Annotated in this window: 16 protein-coding genes; 1 reads left to right on the top strand and 15 read right to left on the bottom strand. The window is 38.5% G+C overall.

Annotated features, from left to right (window positions below; translation table 11 throughout):
* Positions 1–503: 503 nt before the first annotated feature.
* Entirely contained in the window at positions 504–1,136 is a 633-nt protein-coding gene (locus MUO14_RS15515; RefSeq protein WP_244751525.1) for a LysE family translocator, read from the top strand.
* 298 nt (positions 1,137–1,434) lie between these two features.
* Here the strand turns inward: MUO14_RS15515 and MUO14_RS15510 are convergent, their stop codons facing one another.
* From MUO14_RS15510 to MUO14_RS15440, 15 genes are all read right to left on the bottom strand, one after another.
* Entirely contained in the window at positions 1,435–2,880 is a 1,446-nt protein-coding gene (locus MUO14_RS15510; protein ID WP_255822122.1) for an NAD-dependent succinate-semialdehyde dehydrogenase, read from the bottom strand.
* A gap of 37 nt (positions 2,881–2,917) precedes the next feature.
* Complete coding sequence (locus MUO14_RS15505; protein WP_244751524.1) at positions 2,918–4,081, bottom strand: iron-containing alcohol dehydrogenase; 1,164 nt, start codon at positions 4,079–4,081, stop codon at positions 2,918–2,920.
* Between the two features lie 23 nt (positions 4,082–4,104).
* Entirely contained in the window at positions 4,105–5,604 is a 1,500-nt protein-coding gene (locus tag MUO14_RS15500; RefSeq protein WP_244751523.1) for a sodium:solute symporter family protein, read from the bottom strand.
* A 100-nt stretch (positions 5,605–5,704) separates the two neighbouring features.
* Positions 5,705–6,205, bottom strand: a complete 501-nt coding sequence (locus MUO14_RS15495; RefSeq protein ID WP_244751522.1) for a hypothetical protein — start codon at positions 6,203–6,205, stop codon at positions 5,705–5,707.
* Positions 6,206–6,426: 221 nt separating this feature from the next.
* Complete coding sequence (locus MUO14_RS15490) at positions 6,427–6,672, bottom strand: substrate-binding domain-containing protein (protein ID WP_244751521.1); 246 nt, start codon at positions 6,670–6,672, stop codon at positions 6,427–6,429.
* A 59-nt stretch (positions 6,673–6,731) separates the two neighbouring features.
* Entirely contained in the window at positions 6,732–7,418 is a 687-nt protein-coding gene (locus tag MUO14_RS15485) for a LacI family DNA-binding transcriptional regulator (RefSeq protein ID WP_244751520.1), read from the bottom strand.
* 848 nt (positions 7,419–8,266) lie between these two features.
* Positions 8,267–8,785, bottom strand: a complete 519-nt coding sequence (locus MUO14_RS15480; RefSeq protein WP_244751519.1) for a MurR/RpiR family transcriptional regulator — start codon at positions 8,783–8,785, stop codon at positions 8,267–8,269.
* Between the two features lie 14 nt (positions 8,786–8,799).
* Entirely contained in the window at positions 8,800–9,117 is a 318-nt protein-coding gene (locus tag MUO14_RS15475) for a MurR/RpiR family transcriptional regulator (RefSeq protein ID WP_244751518.1), read from the bottom strand.
* A 108-nt stretch (positions 9,118–9,225) separates the two neighbouring features.
* Positions 9,226–10,371, bottom strand: a complete 1,146-nt coding sequence (locus tag MUO14_RS15470) for an MFS transporter (RefSeq protein ID WP_244751517.1) — start codon at positions 10,369–10,371, stop codon at positions 9,226–9,228.
* A gap of 29 nt (positions 10,372–10,400) precedes the next feature.
* Positions 10,401–10,841: a hypothetical protein gene (locus MUO14_RS15465; RefSeq protein WP_244751516.1), complete on the bottom strand. Its 441-nt coding sequence runs from the start codon at positions 10,839–10,841 to the stop codon at positions 10,401–10,403.
* A gap of 91 nt (positions 10,842–10,932) precedes the next feature.
* The gene (locus MUO14_RS15460) at positions 10,933–12,426 is read right to left on the bottom strand and encodes a tripartite tricarboxylate transporter permease (protein WP_244751515.1); all 1,494 of its coding nucleotides are present in this window, start codon (positions 12,424–12,426) and stop codon (positions 10,933–10,935) included.
* Between the two features lie 12 nt (positions 12,427–12,438).
* Positions 12,439–12,894 carry a tripartite tricarboxylate transporter TctB family protein gene (locus tag MUO14_RS15455; RefSeq protein WP_244751514.1) on the bottom strand — a complete coding sequence of 152 codons (456 nt, stop codon included), beginning with the start codon at positions 12,892–12,894 and terminating at the stop codon, positions 12,439–12,441.
* Between the two features lie 71 nt (positions 12,895–12,965).
* Positions 12,966–13,937: a tripartite tricarboxylate transporter substrate binding protein gene (locus tag MUO14_RS15450; protein WP_244751513.1), complete on the bottom strand. Its 972-nt coding sequence runs from the start codon at positions 13,935–13,937 to the stop codon at positions 12,966–12,968.
* The gene (locus MUO14_RS15445) at positions 13,921–14,850 is read right to left on the bottom strand and encodes a DUF1932 domain-containing protein (RefSeq protein ID WP_244751512.1); all 930 of its coding nucleotides are present in this window, start codon (positions 14,848–14,850) and stop codon (positions 13,921–13,923) included. Before MUO14_RS15445 ends, MUO14_RS15450 begins: the two co-directional genes overlap by 17 nt.
* An 88-nt stretch (positions 14,851–14,938) precedes the next feature.
* Complete coding sequence (locus MUO14_RS15440) at positions 14,939–15,607, bottom strand: RraA family protein (RefSeq protein ID WP_244751511.1); 669 nt, start codon at positions 15,605–15,607, stop codon at positions 14,939–14,941.
* Positions 15,608–16,269: the final 662 nt, after the last annotated feature.

Below are 16,269 nucleotides of genomic sequence, written 5' to 3'. Positions count from 1 at the left end.
ATATTTAATTGTATAAAAATACCAAATGGATGAAACCGCCTGTTTAGGTGGGGGTTGTCTTTTTTCACTATTTGCCGAAATTAAATAGACGAAATAATCAGATTAAATTAATGCAACGCTAATGACTAATAATAATTCTATAATTTATTAAATTAACCTGCAACGTTACTTTAAGTGCATTTCTTCACAATATTTTCCTGATTTTAGCATGACACAATGACTGTGTTGCTCTACAATCTGGCTCTATAATGAAAAATAAGTGCTGATCTTTATTTAAGAAAAACGCTCCGTTAGCGAAACAATCATTCTTAACTCATGTTATTGCAATAATTTATTCTGTTTGGCAAATCCACCCCGCAAAAAGTCCAGTAGAATAATCGTTATATTCGTAAATCCAGCATCAAGAAAAAAGCTTTTCCATACGTTTATTCTGTTATTTATATATAATACAATGTAAGAATCACATATTCAGACCTCATCTTAATCAAAAAGGAGATAATAAAATGGAAAACTTTTATCTGTTTGTCCTTATGTGTATTTTTCTAATTATTTTACCTGGTCCCGATATTGCCATTGTTACCAAAAACACTCTCACCGTTGGGAGAATCGGGGGTCTTAAAACAGCTTTAGGTATTTGTTGTGCCATTCTTATCCATACTTCTGCTGCTGTATTAGGACTATCAGCAATCATTATGAAATCAGCGTTATTATTTTCTGTCTTCAAATACGTTGGTGCTGTTTACTTAATTTATCTGGGTGTTAAGACTTTATGGTATTTAAGGAAAAAGGAAGAAGCAGCAAGTGTTGAGATGAACACAAAAAGCCAGTTTAAAAATACATCTTGTTTTAAACAAGGATTCCTTACCAATATCCTAAACCCCAAAGTTGCTGTCTTTTTCTTAACTTTTTTTCCTCAATTCGTGGACTCTGGAAGCAATACCTTTCTACCGTTTCTTATAATGGGTATCACCTTTACTGTATTGACTGCCATATGGTTTTTACTTTACGTCTATTTAATTAATCAGATTAGTGCTTTTATGAAAGAGCCTAAAGCACAATATATTATTGAAGGAATCACAGGTACTATACTGATAGGTTTTGGTATAAAACTAGCCCTAGAAAAGAGTCATAATTAGATTATTTTTATTTATAAGGTAAGACCCTTGATTTTCCAAAATCGAGGGGTCTTATTTTTTGCCGGAATAACTTATCTTTATCAATCATATTAAACTAACCTCCCCGATTGCTTAATACTATTTTAGATCGGCTACACTCGGTTGGACAAGTGGTTCAGCCAGTGGCACACTCTGATCCGAGGCCTTCTCCCGATAGATAGCCTTCATCCTCCGTAACAATGTACGTAGGCGAATCCTCATACACCCCCAAATAAAAAGAATGCCTTCTGGTCATACAACCAAAAGGCATTCTTATTAATCATTTTATACCAACGGAGAGATACTTCGTTTCCAGAAAGGCTTCTATACCTTCCGCTCCCCCTTCTCTTCCTAATCCACTTTGCTTCATTCCTCCAAAAGGAGCTTGAGCAGCAGATGGGGCACCATGGTTCCAGCCAATAATGCCATAGTCTAAGGCTTCCGCTATTCTTGTACCACGGCTAATACTTTCTGTGAAATAATAGGCAGCTAACCCAAAAGGTGTCTCATTGGCAAGGCTAATAGCTTCCTCATCCGATTCTACCTTTTTTACGGGGACTACTGGACCAAAGGTCTCTTCGGTCATACAAAGCATATTTTCCTTTGCTTCTAGAATGAGTGTAGGTTCGTAAAATGGTGCATCATTTTGATTGACTTGGCCACCGACGACTACTTCAGCTCCTTTCTCTACCGCATCCTCTACATGGCGTACGACTTTATCACACCCCTTTTGATTAATGAGAGGCCCAATATCCACGTCTTCTTCCAATCCATTTCCTACTTTAAGTTCTTTAATTTTTCCTTTTAATTTGCTGACGAATTCATCATATATTCCGGATTGAACATAAAGTCGGTTCGCACATATGCAAGTTTGGCCGGCATTTCTGAATTTTGATGCAATCGTGCCTTCGACCGCTGTTTCTACATCAGCATCATCTAATACAATCAACGGAGCCTGACCGCCAAGTTCCAGTGAGATGTTTTTTACTAAACCCGCGCTTTGCTTCATGAGCAATTTCCCTACTTCTGTGGAACCAGTAAAGGTAAGTTTACGAACTTCATTACTATTTTGGACCGTTTCACTGAACGCTTCGTTTGGTGTTACCACCATATTAACTACCCCGCTCGGGATACCTGCCTCTTCCGCACACTCCATTAACTTGGCGGCCGTTAATGGCGTTTCCTTTGGTGGTTTTACAATAAAAGTACAACCTGCCGCAAGGGCTGGAGCCAGCTTTCTAGTGATCATAGCAGCAGGAAAATTCCATGGAGTAATAGCTGCAACTACACCGACTGGCTGTTTGATGACTTGGATTCGCTGACCTGCCCCTTTCGATGGGATGGTCCTACCATACACTCGTTTCCCTTCTTCTGCGTACCATTTGATAAAAGAAGCCGCATATAAGACTTCTCCTCTTGCTTCATTAAGGGGCTTGCCATTTTCCAAGGTAATAATGCGAGCGATCTCTTCTTTTCGTTCAACCACCTGCTGATAGAATTTTTCTAGAAAAATAGACCTTTTCTCAGCAGATAATCCTTTCCATTCTTCCAATGCTAATTGTGCCCCGTCAATGGCTGCAAGCACATCTTCTTCCGTTCCGTTTGGCATTGTACCTACCACTTCATTGGTGGCTGGATTCATGACGTCAAACTTTTCTAGGTTTTGCCCCTGCCATTCTCCAGCTATATAGTTTAATAAATTTAGTTGATCACCATTATTATCCATTGTTATCATCCTCTAATATATTTTGTTAAATTGCAACTTATTCCCATCCACGAAGTGCATGCTCATAAACATTTCGTATACTATTTTCATCAAAAGGCATCGGGCTTCTTGCAAGCAAGCGTGTCTGCTTATTACCGTTACTGGTTAGTTGGTCTATATCATCCGTTGTAATGTTGTATTCAGAAATGGTGGTCGGTAAACCTACATCTTTTACTAGTTCATGAAGAGCTTGTATGACCTCCAGGGCAACTTGACGTTTGTCCTTGCCTTCATAGGATACAGAGAAAACTTCACCTAGCGCATACATTTTTTCTAAACAAGATGGCCAAATACGGTGGTACACAAAAGGTAGAAGCACGGCGTTAGCTTCACCGTGTGGAATCTTAAATAAGCCCCCGAGCGGATAAGCTAATCCATGCACCCCTGCAACCCCTGCATTATAAAAGCTGAGTCCTGCTATTAAACTGCCAAGCGACATTTCTTTTCTAGCATAATAGGCTTTTGGATTCCAAACAGCACTACGTAAATTATTCACAATTCGCTTCATGGCATCTAAAGCGAGCGTATCTGTTAAAGGAGTTGCATTCACAGAAGTAAAAGCTTCAATGGCATGAGTGAGTGCATCTACTCCACTCGCTGCGGTCACCTTAGGTGGCAGCGTATAGGTTAGCTGCGGATCCACGATAGCATAGTTAGCTAACAAATATTTGTGGGTAATAACATCTTTTGTACCTTCTAAGGAGAAGACTGAAATATCTGTTACTTCGGCCCCTGTTCCTGCTGTGGTAGGAATAAGCACTGTCGGAATGCCTGGAGATTCAAGCTTCTTGGTACCCGTTAAATTCAAGTAGTCTCCCACAGAACCCTCATGGTCCGCCAGTACAGCCGAAGCTTTGGAAAGATCCATCGCACTTCCTCCCCCAATCCCTAACACAAGATCAGGTTGATTTTCCCGGATTTCTTGGAGCACTTCATTTCCTATCTCTAAAGGTGGCTCAGGTACGACGTTAGTCGATAAGTCATACCTGATACCCTCCTCTTTTAAAATCTTCTCAATAGGCTGAATAACTTCAAGTTCTTTTAACATAGGATCGGTTAGTACAAAAGCACGTCTTACCTTCAAATCCTGAACGATCGTTCTAAGCTGCTTAATTGAATTTTCCCCGTGATAAATGTTCTGTGGCGTAATAAAAGAATTCATCTATTATTCTCCTTTTCTAAGAATTAATGGATACCTTTTCTGAAGTTTCCGCATTCATTTGATTCTTGTTTCCCCACAATTAAAGTAAATACAACCATCGTTATCATGCTTAACAGTACTCCTGTACCGGCAGCAGCAAACGGATTTCTGACTCCTAGTCCTATTGGCAGGAAGATGTACCAGTAAGAGAGCGTACCCACCACTAATGATGTGATGGCCCCTGCTTTGGTTGCTCTACTCCACAAAGCACCGACAACTAATGGTCCCGCCGTAGCGGATACGATACCTCCTATTCCGATCCACATGAAGATCGATAGAAATTGAGGTGGATTCCACGCCATTATAGCCGCAATGAGAATGACCACAAAAGTGGAATAACGACTTATGCCAAGCTCGATTTTTTCTGCTTTTTCTTTGGAGACATTAAACCTGGGAACAATTGATTTACGATAAAGGTCGTTCGCAAGTAGCTGCGTTAACGATACAATCAATCCGTCTGATGTGGACATAATAGCAGAGAGAACCGTTACTGCTAAAAATGCTGCTAGGAATGGAGGAAAAATTTCCTGAAATAATACAGGTATGACCTGATCAGGACGAATTTCCACCCCTGGATCAATCACAGCAATACCGAGCATACCGCCAAGACCCATTAAAGATAAGATGGTTGCAAAAATCGTACAGTACATGATCAATTTCTTCATATCCTTGTTCGACTTTACAGCCAAGAATTTATTCCCTAAATGTGGTAAAATACCAAATGGAAGGTGGGCGATAAAAAGTAAGGCCACTAGCCAAAATGAGCCATACGTGTTGTTACCAGGAAGGAACAGTTGATCAAAACCACCAGTAGGGTTCCTTTCCTTTATCGTGGAGATCATATCTCCAAAACCACCTTCCACCCCAACACTTGCCACAAAAACAACGACTACAACCAGAGATGTAATTAACATCAGAAAACCCTGAATAGAGTCCGTCAAGATGTCAGAATGGGAGCCACCCATAAATACATAAATCGCCAGCACTACCCCTGTAATAATGATTCCCCAATGATAATCAACCCCCATCATAATTTGGAACATCGTGGAAGCTGCAACCAGCTGGGATACCACATAGAAGATTAATAGAATAGATATGACCGTTAATACAATTCTTAAAAACTCACTATTAAAACGGTCCCCTATAAATTCAGGAATCGTTCGTGTTCCAAACTCATCCCCGTACTTTTTAATAGTCTTCGCTACAAATAGCATCCCGATAAGTGTTGCTACCGGATACAGCAGCGGATACCATAAACTCGGAGTTCCTAAGTCATAGGCTAACCCAGGCATCCCCATAAACGTTGATCCACTTGATATCCCTGCACTGATAACCAGGGCAATGGTCATTGGTCCATAACTAGACCGAGCCGTAGCAAAATCATCTGCGCTCTTCGTCTTTTTCATTCCTATAAAACCCATAGCAAGCATAATACCAATAAAAATCCCCATGAATATCCAAGAATAAACAACTACACTGTCCAATGTAATCCCCCTTACTTATTTAAAAAGTTCGTTTTAAAAAGCACGAAAGCCATCCCTATCCATGTCCCTAAAATAATAGCCATCATGATATACAAAAACGTCATTCAATCACCTCCCTAGTTTGCAGATAGTGATAGATATCTTTGTGTTTCTTCAGATCCGCCCTGTGACCTGAAGAAATCTCCAGTATTTGATACCCCCTTTGTTTCTTACTGTACTCAGGAAAAATCGCATAGGGCACATACAATGAATACGTATTCAAACAATCCAATAATGGATTAGACCATACCTTCCTTTTGTGGAGGTACAGATTACGTAAAAAATCAACTGTAGTATGGTGCCGATCCTTATCCTCATACTGTTCAGGTAAAAATATCGCTTGATCATTATTTGGTAGCGCTTTTAATTTCTCCATAGACCATGCAAACAGTCCCGTATCTTTATAGAACATATTTGAAATGACCCTCATCTTTTCGTTTCTATTCTTCATGAATGGTAAGGGTTTATACTCTACCGACCATTCGGATAAAACATATGGATAATATAAAATCGTGTGTTGATCAGGTAATTGAATTTTGTCTGCCTCTTGAAGCATGTACATAGTATATTCATCTCCTAAAAGAGAATAATAAAGTGAAATCTGTTTTAAAGTTGAAGATCCTTTTCACTAGCTTGGTATCACACTCAGGGATGATGAAGAGTTGTAATTATTGGTTACGTATTCATCCTGATCATATTCAAATTAAAGGATTACCCCTAATGGAACCCCATGTCATAAAATCTCATTATATTTCGGCTATGAATACGTATTCAAAATAAAGTTTAAATTTTCTTTGTTGTTGATCGTATAAACAACTGATTCGGGTACGTCTCCTGAATACTATCTATTTCAGGGTTCTCAATCTGTTCAATTAGATTCTCAATAGCCAACTGACCTAGATTCGCTTCCTTTATCATCCCAACTGTTGTCAGCTGAAAAGAATGATGGCTCGTTAAGGCGATATTATCGACCCCAATCAAACTGATATCTGACGGTACGCTATATCCTTTTTGTATTAAATAATCCAAAATGAAAATGGCAATCGAATCTGTGGCTGCAAAAATAGCTGTTGGACGATCCTTTTCAGCTAATATCCCCCCATAACCTCACGAATAGCCTCTTCACTGGTATTCGTCATTCGTGCATTATGATCCGTAACTTCGAAATCGTTTTCTTCCATAACCTGTCTGAAGCCTTCATAGCGACCCTGAAAAGTGGTCATAGTGGATGGACCACCGATATAAACAATATTTTGGTGATTCAAACCCAACAAATGTTCCGTTGCAATCCTTCCAGCCTGTACATTGTCCATTTCCACATAATTCATTGGTTCACGATGTTTACGATTAAACATGATGAACGGAATATTTTGCTTTTTAAGCTCAGGAAATATCGGATCATCATACAGAATGGAAGATAGGATAATTCCGTCTACCTCACGCTCAAGAACATCTTTATAAATGGACATGTTATCTCCAAAATTCTCAAAATGGACGTTTACGTTATACCCCCTCTGCTTGGAATAATTGACGATCGAAGTCGTCGTTTCCACAAAAAACGGGTTGTGTAAAGGACCTGAGATAAGGGCAATCGACTTCGTCTGTTTTTTTACCAGTGATCTTGCAATAGAATTGGGGCGATAATTAAGTTCTTTCATGGTTTGTACTACTTTTTCATATTTATTTCTGTCGACTTTTTCAGGGGTGTTCAACACCCTTGAAACCGTGGACTGAGATACTCCTGCGTGTTTTGCTACATCTTTAGATGAGGTCATTGTGTTATATCTCCTTGTTAATTAGAGCGCTTACATGTAGGCTAAAATAAATTCAGAAATTTGTCAACATTTGTGATGCCAAGTGCTTCCTTAAGGCCATAAAAACTTCTTTAACGTTTTTCAAAGTGGGGTCAGGATGGATAATGAGGTTGCTGACTCTTTAATAAATATCAAATAGTTCCCGCTGTAAACTATGAGGTTTCAGACGATCAATCGATATTAGCCCTAGTACAAGCAAATATCCCTATAAGGGGTAGCGTCAGGAAAATGCGATTATCTATACTATGAAAATAAGAAGTATTTAAAGTATTCTAAGAAGAAAAATTGAGCCAAAAGTAACTTTGAATACCTGATATCTTCACTCAGCAAACAACGTATCCAAAGTATTCAACGTATTTGATGTCTAGCCACTGATAACGCCTAAAATAACCTCGCTAGGAAAGGGATGGTGTCATTCTAAGCATTGTTTCAGTGATTTCGGGAAGCACAAGGGCATTTTCTACTTCTGAGAACGCCTTAAGGCGTTTTTAGTTACCTTGAAGGCAACGAACGGTTGCAGAATTCGGTGCTGCGGGGGTAGTTGTCAAATGAAGCAAAACCACAATCACTCCACCATACACATCGAGTGATTATGTTCCCTCGTTACTTTTCTTGTGACTTTTTAAAAGTCACATTCTCCTTGACGAATTGGTTTAGAATGCCGTCAAAAAAAAGACCAACAGCTTAGAAGGCTGTTGGAGTGCATATGATTAAACTTTATAAGGAAGGTTGTAATGCCAGCAAATTAATCTCTTTGGGGATTAAATTTGATGGGTTGGCATATCATAACGCCTTATTGCTAATCAAAATTATTTACCGTGGTGATATTCAATTTTTGTTAATATGTTGTTTATTTCATCTAGCCTTCCCCGAGTTTCATCTGAATTTCTAATAGCTGCCGCACTAATAATATAGTCAGCTACGACCATTGCTGTAATAGGTGAATTGTGAAAGGCTATACTACTTGAATCACAAGTAAGAATATGATCAGCATGCTCCACAATAGGAGCTGAATAGTTATCTGTAATAGCAATAACTTTGATATTACGCTCTCTTGCTACCTTTACGAATTCAATGATACGTTGAGCATACCTTGGAAAACTAGTAGCAATGATTAAATCAGTGGATTTCATATTAATCATATCATCAATCCAATCACTCATATCAGCCATTACTAAATGACAATTTCCCAATGAGCGATTCAAGCCGTGGGTCAAATACTGACCTACAGGAAGGCCACTACGGACACTTGTGCAATAAATTTGATCAGCTGCCAGAATTTCATCGATAATGGTATCCAGATATTCGGCTGAGATTTGGTCAAACATATTTTCAATCTGGTTCAGATGCTTGCTAACTGTACGTCCCCACAGGTCCTCGTCCCCATATCTTTCAAATTCGTTTCTAAACGGGTATGGGGGGCTGTTCTATTACGCAGTATAGCCTGCAGTCCTTTCTGAAATTGAGAGTACCCTGTATATCCCAGGGTAAAAGTTAATCTCATAATAGTTGTAGTACTGGTGCCTACTTTGCGTGCTAATTGATCCACGGTAAGAAAAGCAACCTCCGAAGGATTTTGTAAAATATAATCAGCAACTTTACGTTGGGTGATTGTTAGTTCAGAAATCCTCTCTTTTAAATTAACCAAAAGATTATCCATAGTTCTCTCTCCATAAGTTATAGTAAAATTACTTCACCCAGCAATTCGAGGTGTAAAAAATATTCACGTATATATTACTTTAACACTATCTACCTTGCCAAACAAAAACTAACCCTTATCCTTTCTTATATTTATTGTACCTGTGAACATAAGAAAACCTACCATATAGAATACCCCCGTTATTCCGACAACACTTGCTGCCATCCCCAAAAACACAGGGATGGTAACTTGCGTAAACTTATTAATAGTTAACCTTAACCCTAATCCTTTTCCTACCTGATCAGATGGGAGATTACTCATTGTAGCTGATATTGATAAAGGTTGACCTATCCCCAAACAAATACCAAGAATAAACGAAATAACGAGGAATAGAGCGACATGTTCTAATATTGGGTGAGTTGTGTAAAGTAAAGCAATTGCCAGGATAGAAAATGAAATAACTTTCCGACGGTTCCATTTTTGTGCAATAACCGGGAGGAAAATTCTAATTAACACACCTGCTCCAGCGTTTATTGATATAATTAGCCCTATTAAGGCATTTGAAATGCCCTTTTCATAAGCAAGTAAAGGAAAATACGCAATATACATATCCTTTGCTATTAAAACTAAAGCACTTACTAGGAAAGCATTCCTTAATCCCGGTTGTTTCAATAAATCAAACACAGTGTTATCTATATCCGTCCTTTTGCTTTTCTTATCACTCTTATCTATAATTTGTAAGAGAAGAACTAGAAAAACAGAAATTACGGACAAAATCGCCAAAACAAAAAACGTAAAAGCATACCCTTTCTGTTGAGAGAGTATGCCACTGAACAGGGGGCCGGCAAAATTTCCAGCTGCCGCCCCAATACTAAATATAAATATATTAAATTCTCGTGTTTCTTCTTTTTTAAAAAGCCCTGTAAAAGTCTGCATTGCTATAACAAAGGCCATTTGTGAAACACCCGTTAATACTTGGGAAATATATATTCCTGATAAATTCGGCGATAAATAAGGCCATAGAAGCCCCGCCGCCCCTAAACCTACACTGTACAAAAGAGGCCTTTTGGGGCCGATTTCATCAAGTATTTTCCCCATGGGAAATGAAAGAAACAAAGGTAAAAGGGAAAACATTGCAACGATTACACCAATGTCGGTGTTTGTAGCCCCAAGATTTTTAGCAAACAGCGGAATTAGAGGACGACTCCCAGCAATACCGAACATAAAACAGGCAGTACATAGTAAGATTAAATACACATTTTTATCCTTTTTCATGAATATCGCCACCATGTCTATTTGTGCATTCAGATCTTAAAAGGCTTCAAAAAAGAGCGTTTTTTTAGTCCCAGGCCTTTTCGAAATTGTTTGTCTTTATAACCAACAAAAACATAGTTTAACGTTAGAAGGAGAAACATCCTGGGCACCTTTTCACTATTTAAACCTTCGTAGGAGTCCCCTTCATAGTTCTTTTTAAATTGATCAAATACTTTTTCAGCAGGACTAACCCACAATGCCAATTCACTGGCGTTACGATTGAAGTATTCAATTTGGTTTTGCACAAAATCCTCTTCCTCTTGAAGCAGAGACTCGCGAATATTTTTGACGAGTAAGCCATTTTCTCCCTTATTATTTTCTTCTAAGAAAAATTGTATGAAATCTTTGTAACTCTTCCCATGGAGAAACGAAGATAAATGGTCTAGTGTTAAATCCTGAAAATTATCAGGTTTTATAGATAGATTTTCCACGATATATCCTTCCTTTATATACTTCACACAGCATTTTTTGGACAGTGTTTTGAATTCGGTATAAGTTTTCTTTATTTTCCTTCATGATAGGTTAGACTTTTTTTAGTTTCTTTGATTGTATAAAGTCTCTCACAAATGGAGTGAAAAACGAAATGACAGCCAAAATTAAAAATACTACAGTAATTGGACGAGTAACAAAAATACTCATCTCTCCGCCACCTTGCAGTAGTGCTTGTCGAAAACTCTCTTCGGCAATAGGTCCTAGGATCAAGGCCAGAACGATTGGAGTTGTCGGAACATTGATCTGCCTGAACAAATACCCAATAAAACCAAATATCAGCATAATCCATATATCAAAATAACTATTGTGAATAGCATAAGCACCTATGATACTTAACATTAAAATGATAGGTCCTAAAATTATGGAAGGAACCTTTAAGACCGCTGCAAAATACTTCGTAAACGCTAAACCAAACACCATAAATAAAATATTTGTAACTAGTAAACTTATAAACAATGCATATACTACATCGCCATTTTCTTCAAAAAGCATAGGCCCTGGGCGCAATCCATGGATTAATAGGCCACCGATCAAAATGGCTGTTACTGTATTTCCAGGTATACCTAATGTAAGTAATGGAATCAGGGCTCCTCCTGTTACTGCGTTATTTGCAGCTTCCGGGGCAGCTACCCCACCTATTTCCCCTTTTCCAAAATTCTTCGGGTTTTTCGACCAGCGCATTGCTTCGTTATAAGCTACAAAAGCTGCCGGATCTCCACCTATACCCGGGATAATACCTATAAACGTTCCTATTAAAGAAGAACGAGATATATTTGGTAATAGTTTGATAGTTTCTCTGAAAGTCAGACGTGAATTAGTCGAAACATCACTTACGGTCGCATCTTTGTCTTTCCCTGCATTCTTTATCAATACAAACGATTGTGAAGCAGAAAACACCCCTATTAGGACAGGTATCAGCGAAAATCCAGCATTTAGATCTGGTTCCCCTAACGTATACCTTGGGTAACCGACAATTGGATCTAATCCTACGGTAGCTATTAAAATGCCAAAAACGCCAGCGATCAATCCTTTTATTGGATTTTTCCCGCCTAAACTTGATACAACTGATATTCCAAAAATGGCGACAGCAAAATATTCAGCTGCACCAAAACGTAAAGCTTGATCCGCCAAAAATGGAGCAGTAGTGGAAAGTATTATTGCACTAATGATACCCCCCAGTCCGGAAGCTACAGCTGAGACACCTAACACTCTTCCGCTCTCGCCTTTCTGGGATAAAGGGTAACCATCCAGTACTGTGGCTGCTCCGGCCGGTGTACCTGGAGTATTCAAAAGGATAGCTGAAATAGAACCTCCATAAACCGAGGCACAATAAATCGCAGAAAGGAGTATGATTCCAGACGCTGGATCCATTGTAAAAGTAAAAGGAATGATGATTGCTATAGACATAGTAGAGCTCATTCCTGGCAAACATCCCATAATTATTCCGAACACTGTACCGAATAGAATGACGGAAAGGTTAGTTAATGTAAACACATCAGAAACTGCATTCATCCACAGATCCATAAAGACTCTCCTTTAGAACAGATTTGCCAAAACGCCTTGCGGTATAGGAACACCTAATAGAAATTGAAATATAATGGTGAGCGCTATTGTAGTCCCTAGAGAAATTGTTACTAATTTAGTAATAAACCTATAATTGATTGCCCATAGTAGAGCAGCCAGGAAAATCGGTGTGGTCAATAAAAAACCCAATTTATCCATTATCAACAAATATACAATTAATAAAAGTGCTGAATAAAAGACTTTCTTTTCATATATTTGCGGTTTTGCCACTTCATCCTCATCTTCATCTTTTTCGCGGTTAGGTTTCAAAAATGTGTCGACAACCAATAGTATAGAAAGTAACAGTAAAGTAATAGCAAAAAATTGTGGCCACTGGCTAGCCTCCTCTGAAAACGCATTTCCCCAAAAATAAAAGAGAAGCGCAAGAATTGCCATGATGATCGCAAATATATAATTAGATTTCTGCATAATAGCTCCCCCTGATATATTCATCTGAAAATATGACCCCTACCTCTATTAGGTAGAGGTCATGGCCCTAATTATTCACCATTGTACTGCTCATACTGTTTATTCATAAGTTCTGTGAGTTCTTCACCATTTCGAAAACGAGTGACCATTCCCTGGTTCTCCATAGCTTTTTGAAAGTCCTCTTCATTAAATGCCTTCTCTAATGCATCCGTTAAATAGTTTAAAATTTCTTCGTCTGTACCCTCAGGTGCAACCAGGCCTCTCCATGATTCGTCCGTGATCTCTTCATATCCTATATCAGCCGTAGTAGGTATATCTGGGTATTCCTCTGAACTATCTTCACTGAATATTAGTACAGGCTTCAAATTCCCTTCTTGCACTTGACCTTCAGTTTCGGAAAAACTACTCATTGCTGCATCATCATGACCACCTGCAGCAGAACTAACGGCTCGTGCCGCACCATCATACGGAACAGTCTGAGCGTCCAACCCCTCGGCTTCTATCAGGTCTTTTGCCGCAAAGGTGTCAGATGCCTGCGCTCCAGAAGTTCCAATCGTTACTTCACCTGGGTTTTCTTTAGCGTAAGACACGAAAGATTCATAGTCGTCATATGGAGCATCTTCAGGGATGTATAGATAGGAAGCATCACTGACTACCTGTCCTATCGGCGCAAAGTCCTCGTGCGTATACCCAGTCTTACTGAATATAGGGTTTGTAATCACAGAGTTTGTCGCTAACAACAAGGTATAACCGTTTGGTTCTGCTGAAGCAACTGCTTGTTGTCCTGCAGTACCGCCTCCGCCTTCTCGGTTTTCTACAACAATCTCCTGACCGACGTGTTCTTCCATGTTCTGTGCTATAAGCCTTGCGGTAGTTGTAGCAGCTCCACCAGCGGCAAAGGGAACAACTATTTTAATCTCTTTTTCTGGATAATTACTGCCATCTCCCTCTCCCCCTGCTGAAGAGCTATTTCCACAAGCACTTAAAGTAATAAGCAAAGCTACCATCATCCCAAGAAACCCTGTTTTATTTAACAATCTCATTATTTTTTTCCCCTCTTTCCATAGATAATAGTTTGTTTACAACTAATTTCCAGTTCTCAGGCGTCTCATTATTGAATTTTTCTTTTAGTCCATATGCAGTAAGTTGTGCCAATTTATCTTTGGTTGCTTTTGCCATAATCGGCAGTTCACCATTTTCTTCAATAAATGAAATTACGTTTTCCATCTCCACTTGACGCCTTTCAGAATGAATAGCGCTCCCCGTGATTAGGCGGTTCATGATTTCCACGAAAGGTTTTTCATCCATAGTCCGTGCCAATGAATTAATAATAGTATCTTCCAAATCCAATTTATTTGATAATTGAATAACTTCCAGTAGAAGCATAGATAGACCTTTAGTGTAAATGCTTCGTATGAATTTGATATTTGTCGCGTCCCCTGCTCTAGTGCTTATTTTTTCGATATCCATTTGATAGGGCTTCATGATCTTTATAAACTTGTCTGTACCATCCCCACTAGCAATAATAGGAACTCTATGCTGGTGCACAGGGAGGGGACCCATTAACGCTGCGTCTACTAGGCAGTAATTTTCCTTCATTAATTTCTGGTGAATGTCGTTTTTAACGGAGGCTCCGGCTGTCGAGACATCAACATAAACTGTTTCTTTCTTAAAATGGTCAACGATTTGTTCCCACGCTGAATATGCATACTGGGCAGGAACAGCGACAATCAAAACATCTAATTCTCGTGCTGCAACTTCCTCAGGATCTGCGAATAATGAAACGTTTGATCGACTTGCTCTTTCTTGCACACTACTTTCTTCATAAAGTGGATCAAAAGCACATATGTCTTTTACTCCGGCTTCCTTAAAACCTTTCGACATTTCATAACTTACTTCTCCAAACCCAATAAACCCTATTTTCATTTCAATAACTCCTATCCAAACTTTAGCCATTATTTTATACTCATCAGTGAATGCGCTTACAATCAATATTCAATAATTAGCAAAAAATAATCCCAAATCGTTATTCACTCCAACTCAATTAATCTTTGTATTTTGCCATTTCACCTTCAAGCCAACTTGGAGCGATGTCTAAAATATCATGTTTTCCTAGTTGAAAAGCATCTATCTTTTCAATACGATTTTGTTCATATACTAATTTTTTCTCACCCCTATCAAGCACATCGTTTATTTTCTCCCTAGGAACTACAACCACTCCATTCGCATCCCCCACGATCAAATCACCAGGATGAACGGTTGTATTTCCACAAGAAATAACTACATTTATTTTTCCGGGGCCATCTTTATAAGGGCCATTTGAGATATACCCTCTCGAAAAAATAGGAAAATTCATTTTTTTCAACTCATTTTTATCCCTTACCAAACCATTAACCACAATACCTTCAATACCCATAGCTTTTGCTGCGCTGGCCATTAAATCTCCTAAGTAAGCATTCTCCGTGTGACCTTTGCCATCTACCACTAATACATATCCTTTCGAACCCATGTAAATGGCCTGATGTAAAAACAGATTATCTCCCGGTCGGAGATCTACAGTCAACGCCGTACCAGCGACCATTATATCATCGGATACTGGTTTAATATTAAAGTTCATCGATCCATTACCCTCCATCGCATCAGCGAGAAGCGTCGTATTCAATTTTTTCACTCGTTCCATTACTGCATCAGACAAAAGTGGAGCATTTTCCATTACCTAACCCCCTTAAAAGTAATAAATATTATTACATATCTGAATAGTGTAATAATTATTACATTTATACTAGCACGGTAAATTGCGTTTTGTAAACACTTTTTTAAAACGCTTTCATAGATGTGTTCTGTACAATGATAAGTTTTCCGATTTTAAATTATCGACGCTTCAGGGAAAATGACTAAACTCATACCTTCTCCATTCCTTCTTAAAATAAATAGCACTGAGATCCAATGCTCTGGCTGAATCGTAATAACTTCAAAATGATTAAACATTGTAAGTTTTTATATAATATAAAAAAGGTGCTTCTTCTAGCTGAGAAGCACCTTAAAAAATTCTTCATTTTAGAGTTCAGGTAGTGAGTCGGTGCCTGCCCTCGCCAATCTACTACACTAAAGTTCTAAATATTTTTATTGTAACAAACACGGAAAAAAAGCTTACTCCCTTATTCAGGAAGTAAGCTCTTTCGTTTGGTATTTTTATTACATTATGGGGGATAAGGAAGACCTTACATCATGCCGCCCATTCTTTAGAAGAATTTTCTGAGCTTTATGACGCTTTATTTCAGCTTAAAACGGGATAGGTATTTTTCTTTTTAATGGACTTTCTTTTTCTGTATTTCCTCAACTATTAATAATTGGTGATATTCATGTGATATTTTA

The organism is Halobacillus shinanisalinarum (genome assembly GCF_022919835.1).
In the GTDB taxonomy this organism is placed as follows: Bacteria; Bacillota; Bacilli; order Bacillales; family Halobacillaceae; genus Halobacillus_A; species Halobacillus_A shinanisalinarum.
This window is presented reverse-complemented; position numbering and strand designations above follow the sequence as displayed.

Coding starts and splice junctions, on each gene's coding strand:
- MUO14_RS15515 (WP_244751525.1), top strand. CDS start 504: ATGGAAAACTTTTATCTGTTTGTCCTTATGTGTATTTTTCTAATTATT.
- MUO14_RS15510 (WP_255822122.1), bottom strand. CDS start 2,880: ATGGATAATAATGGTGATCAACTAAATTTATTAAACTATATAGCTGGA.
- MUO14_RS15505 (WP_244751524.1), bottom strand. CDS start 4,081: ATGAATTCTTTTATTACGCCACAGAACATTTATCACGGGGAAAATTCA.
- MUO14_RS15495 (WP_244751522.1), bottom strand. CDS start 6,205: ATGTACATGCTTCAAGAGGCAGACAAAATTCAATTACCTGATCAACAC.
- MUO14_RS15485 (WP_244751520.1), bottom strand. CDS start 7,418: ATGACCTCATCTAAAGATGTAGCAAAACACGCAGGAGTATCTCAGTCC.
- MUO14_RS15480 (WP_244751519.1), bottom strand. CDS start 8,785: ATGTTTGACCAAATCTCAGCCGAATATCTGGATACCATTATCGATGAA.
- MUO14_RS15475 (WP_244751518.1), bottom strand. CDS start 9,117: ATGGATAATCTTTTGGTTAATTTAAAAGAGAGGATTTCTGAACTAACA.
- MUO14_RS15470 (WP_244751517.1), bottom strand. CDS start 10,371: ATGAAAAAGGATAAAAATGTGTATTTAATCTTACTATGTACTGCCTGT.
- MUO14_RS15460 (WP_244751515.1), bottom strand. CDS start 12,426: ATGGATCTGTGGATGAATGCAGTTTCTGATGTGTTTACATTAACTAAC.
- MUO14_RS15455 (WP_244751514.1), bottom strand. CDS start 12,894: ATGCAGAAATCTAATTATATATTTGCGATCATCATGGCAATTCTTGCG.
- MUO14_RS15450 (WP_244751513.1), bottom strand. CDS start 13,937: ATGAGATTGTTAAATAAAACAGGGTTTCTTGGGATGATGGTAGCTTTG.
- MUO14_RS15445 (WP_244751512.1), bottom strand. CDS start 14,850: ATGGCTAAAGTTTGGATAGGAGTTATTGAAATGAAAATAGGGTTTATT.
- MUO14_RS15440 (WP_244751511.1), bottom strand. CDS start 15,607: ATGGAAAATGCTCCACTTTTGTCTGATGCAGTAATGGAACGAGTGAAA.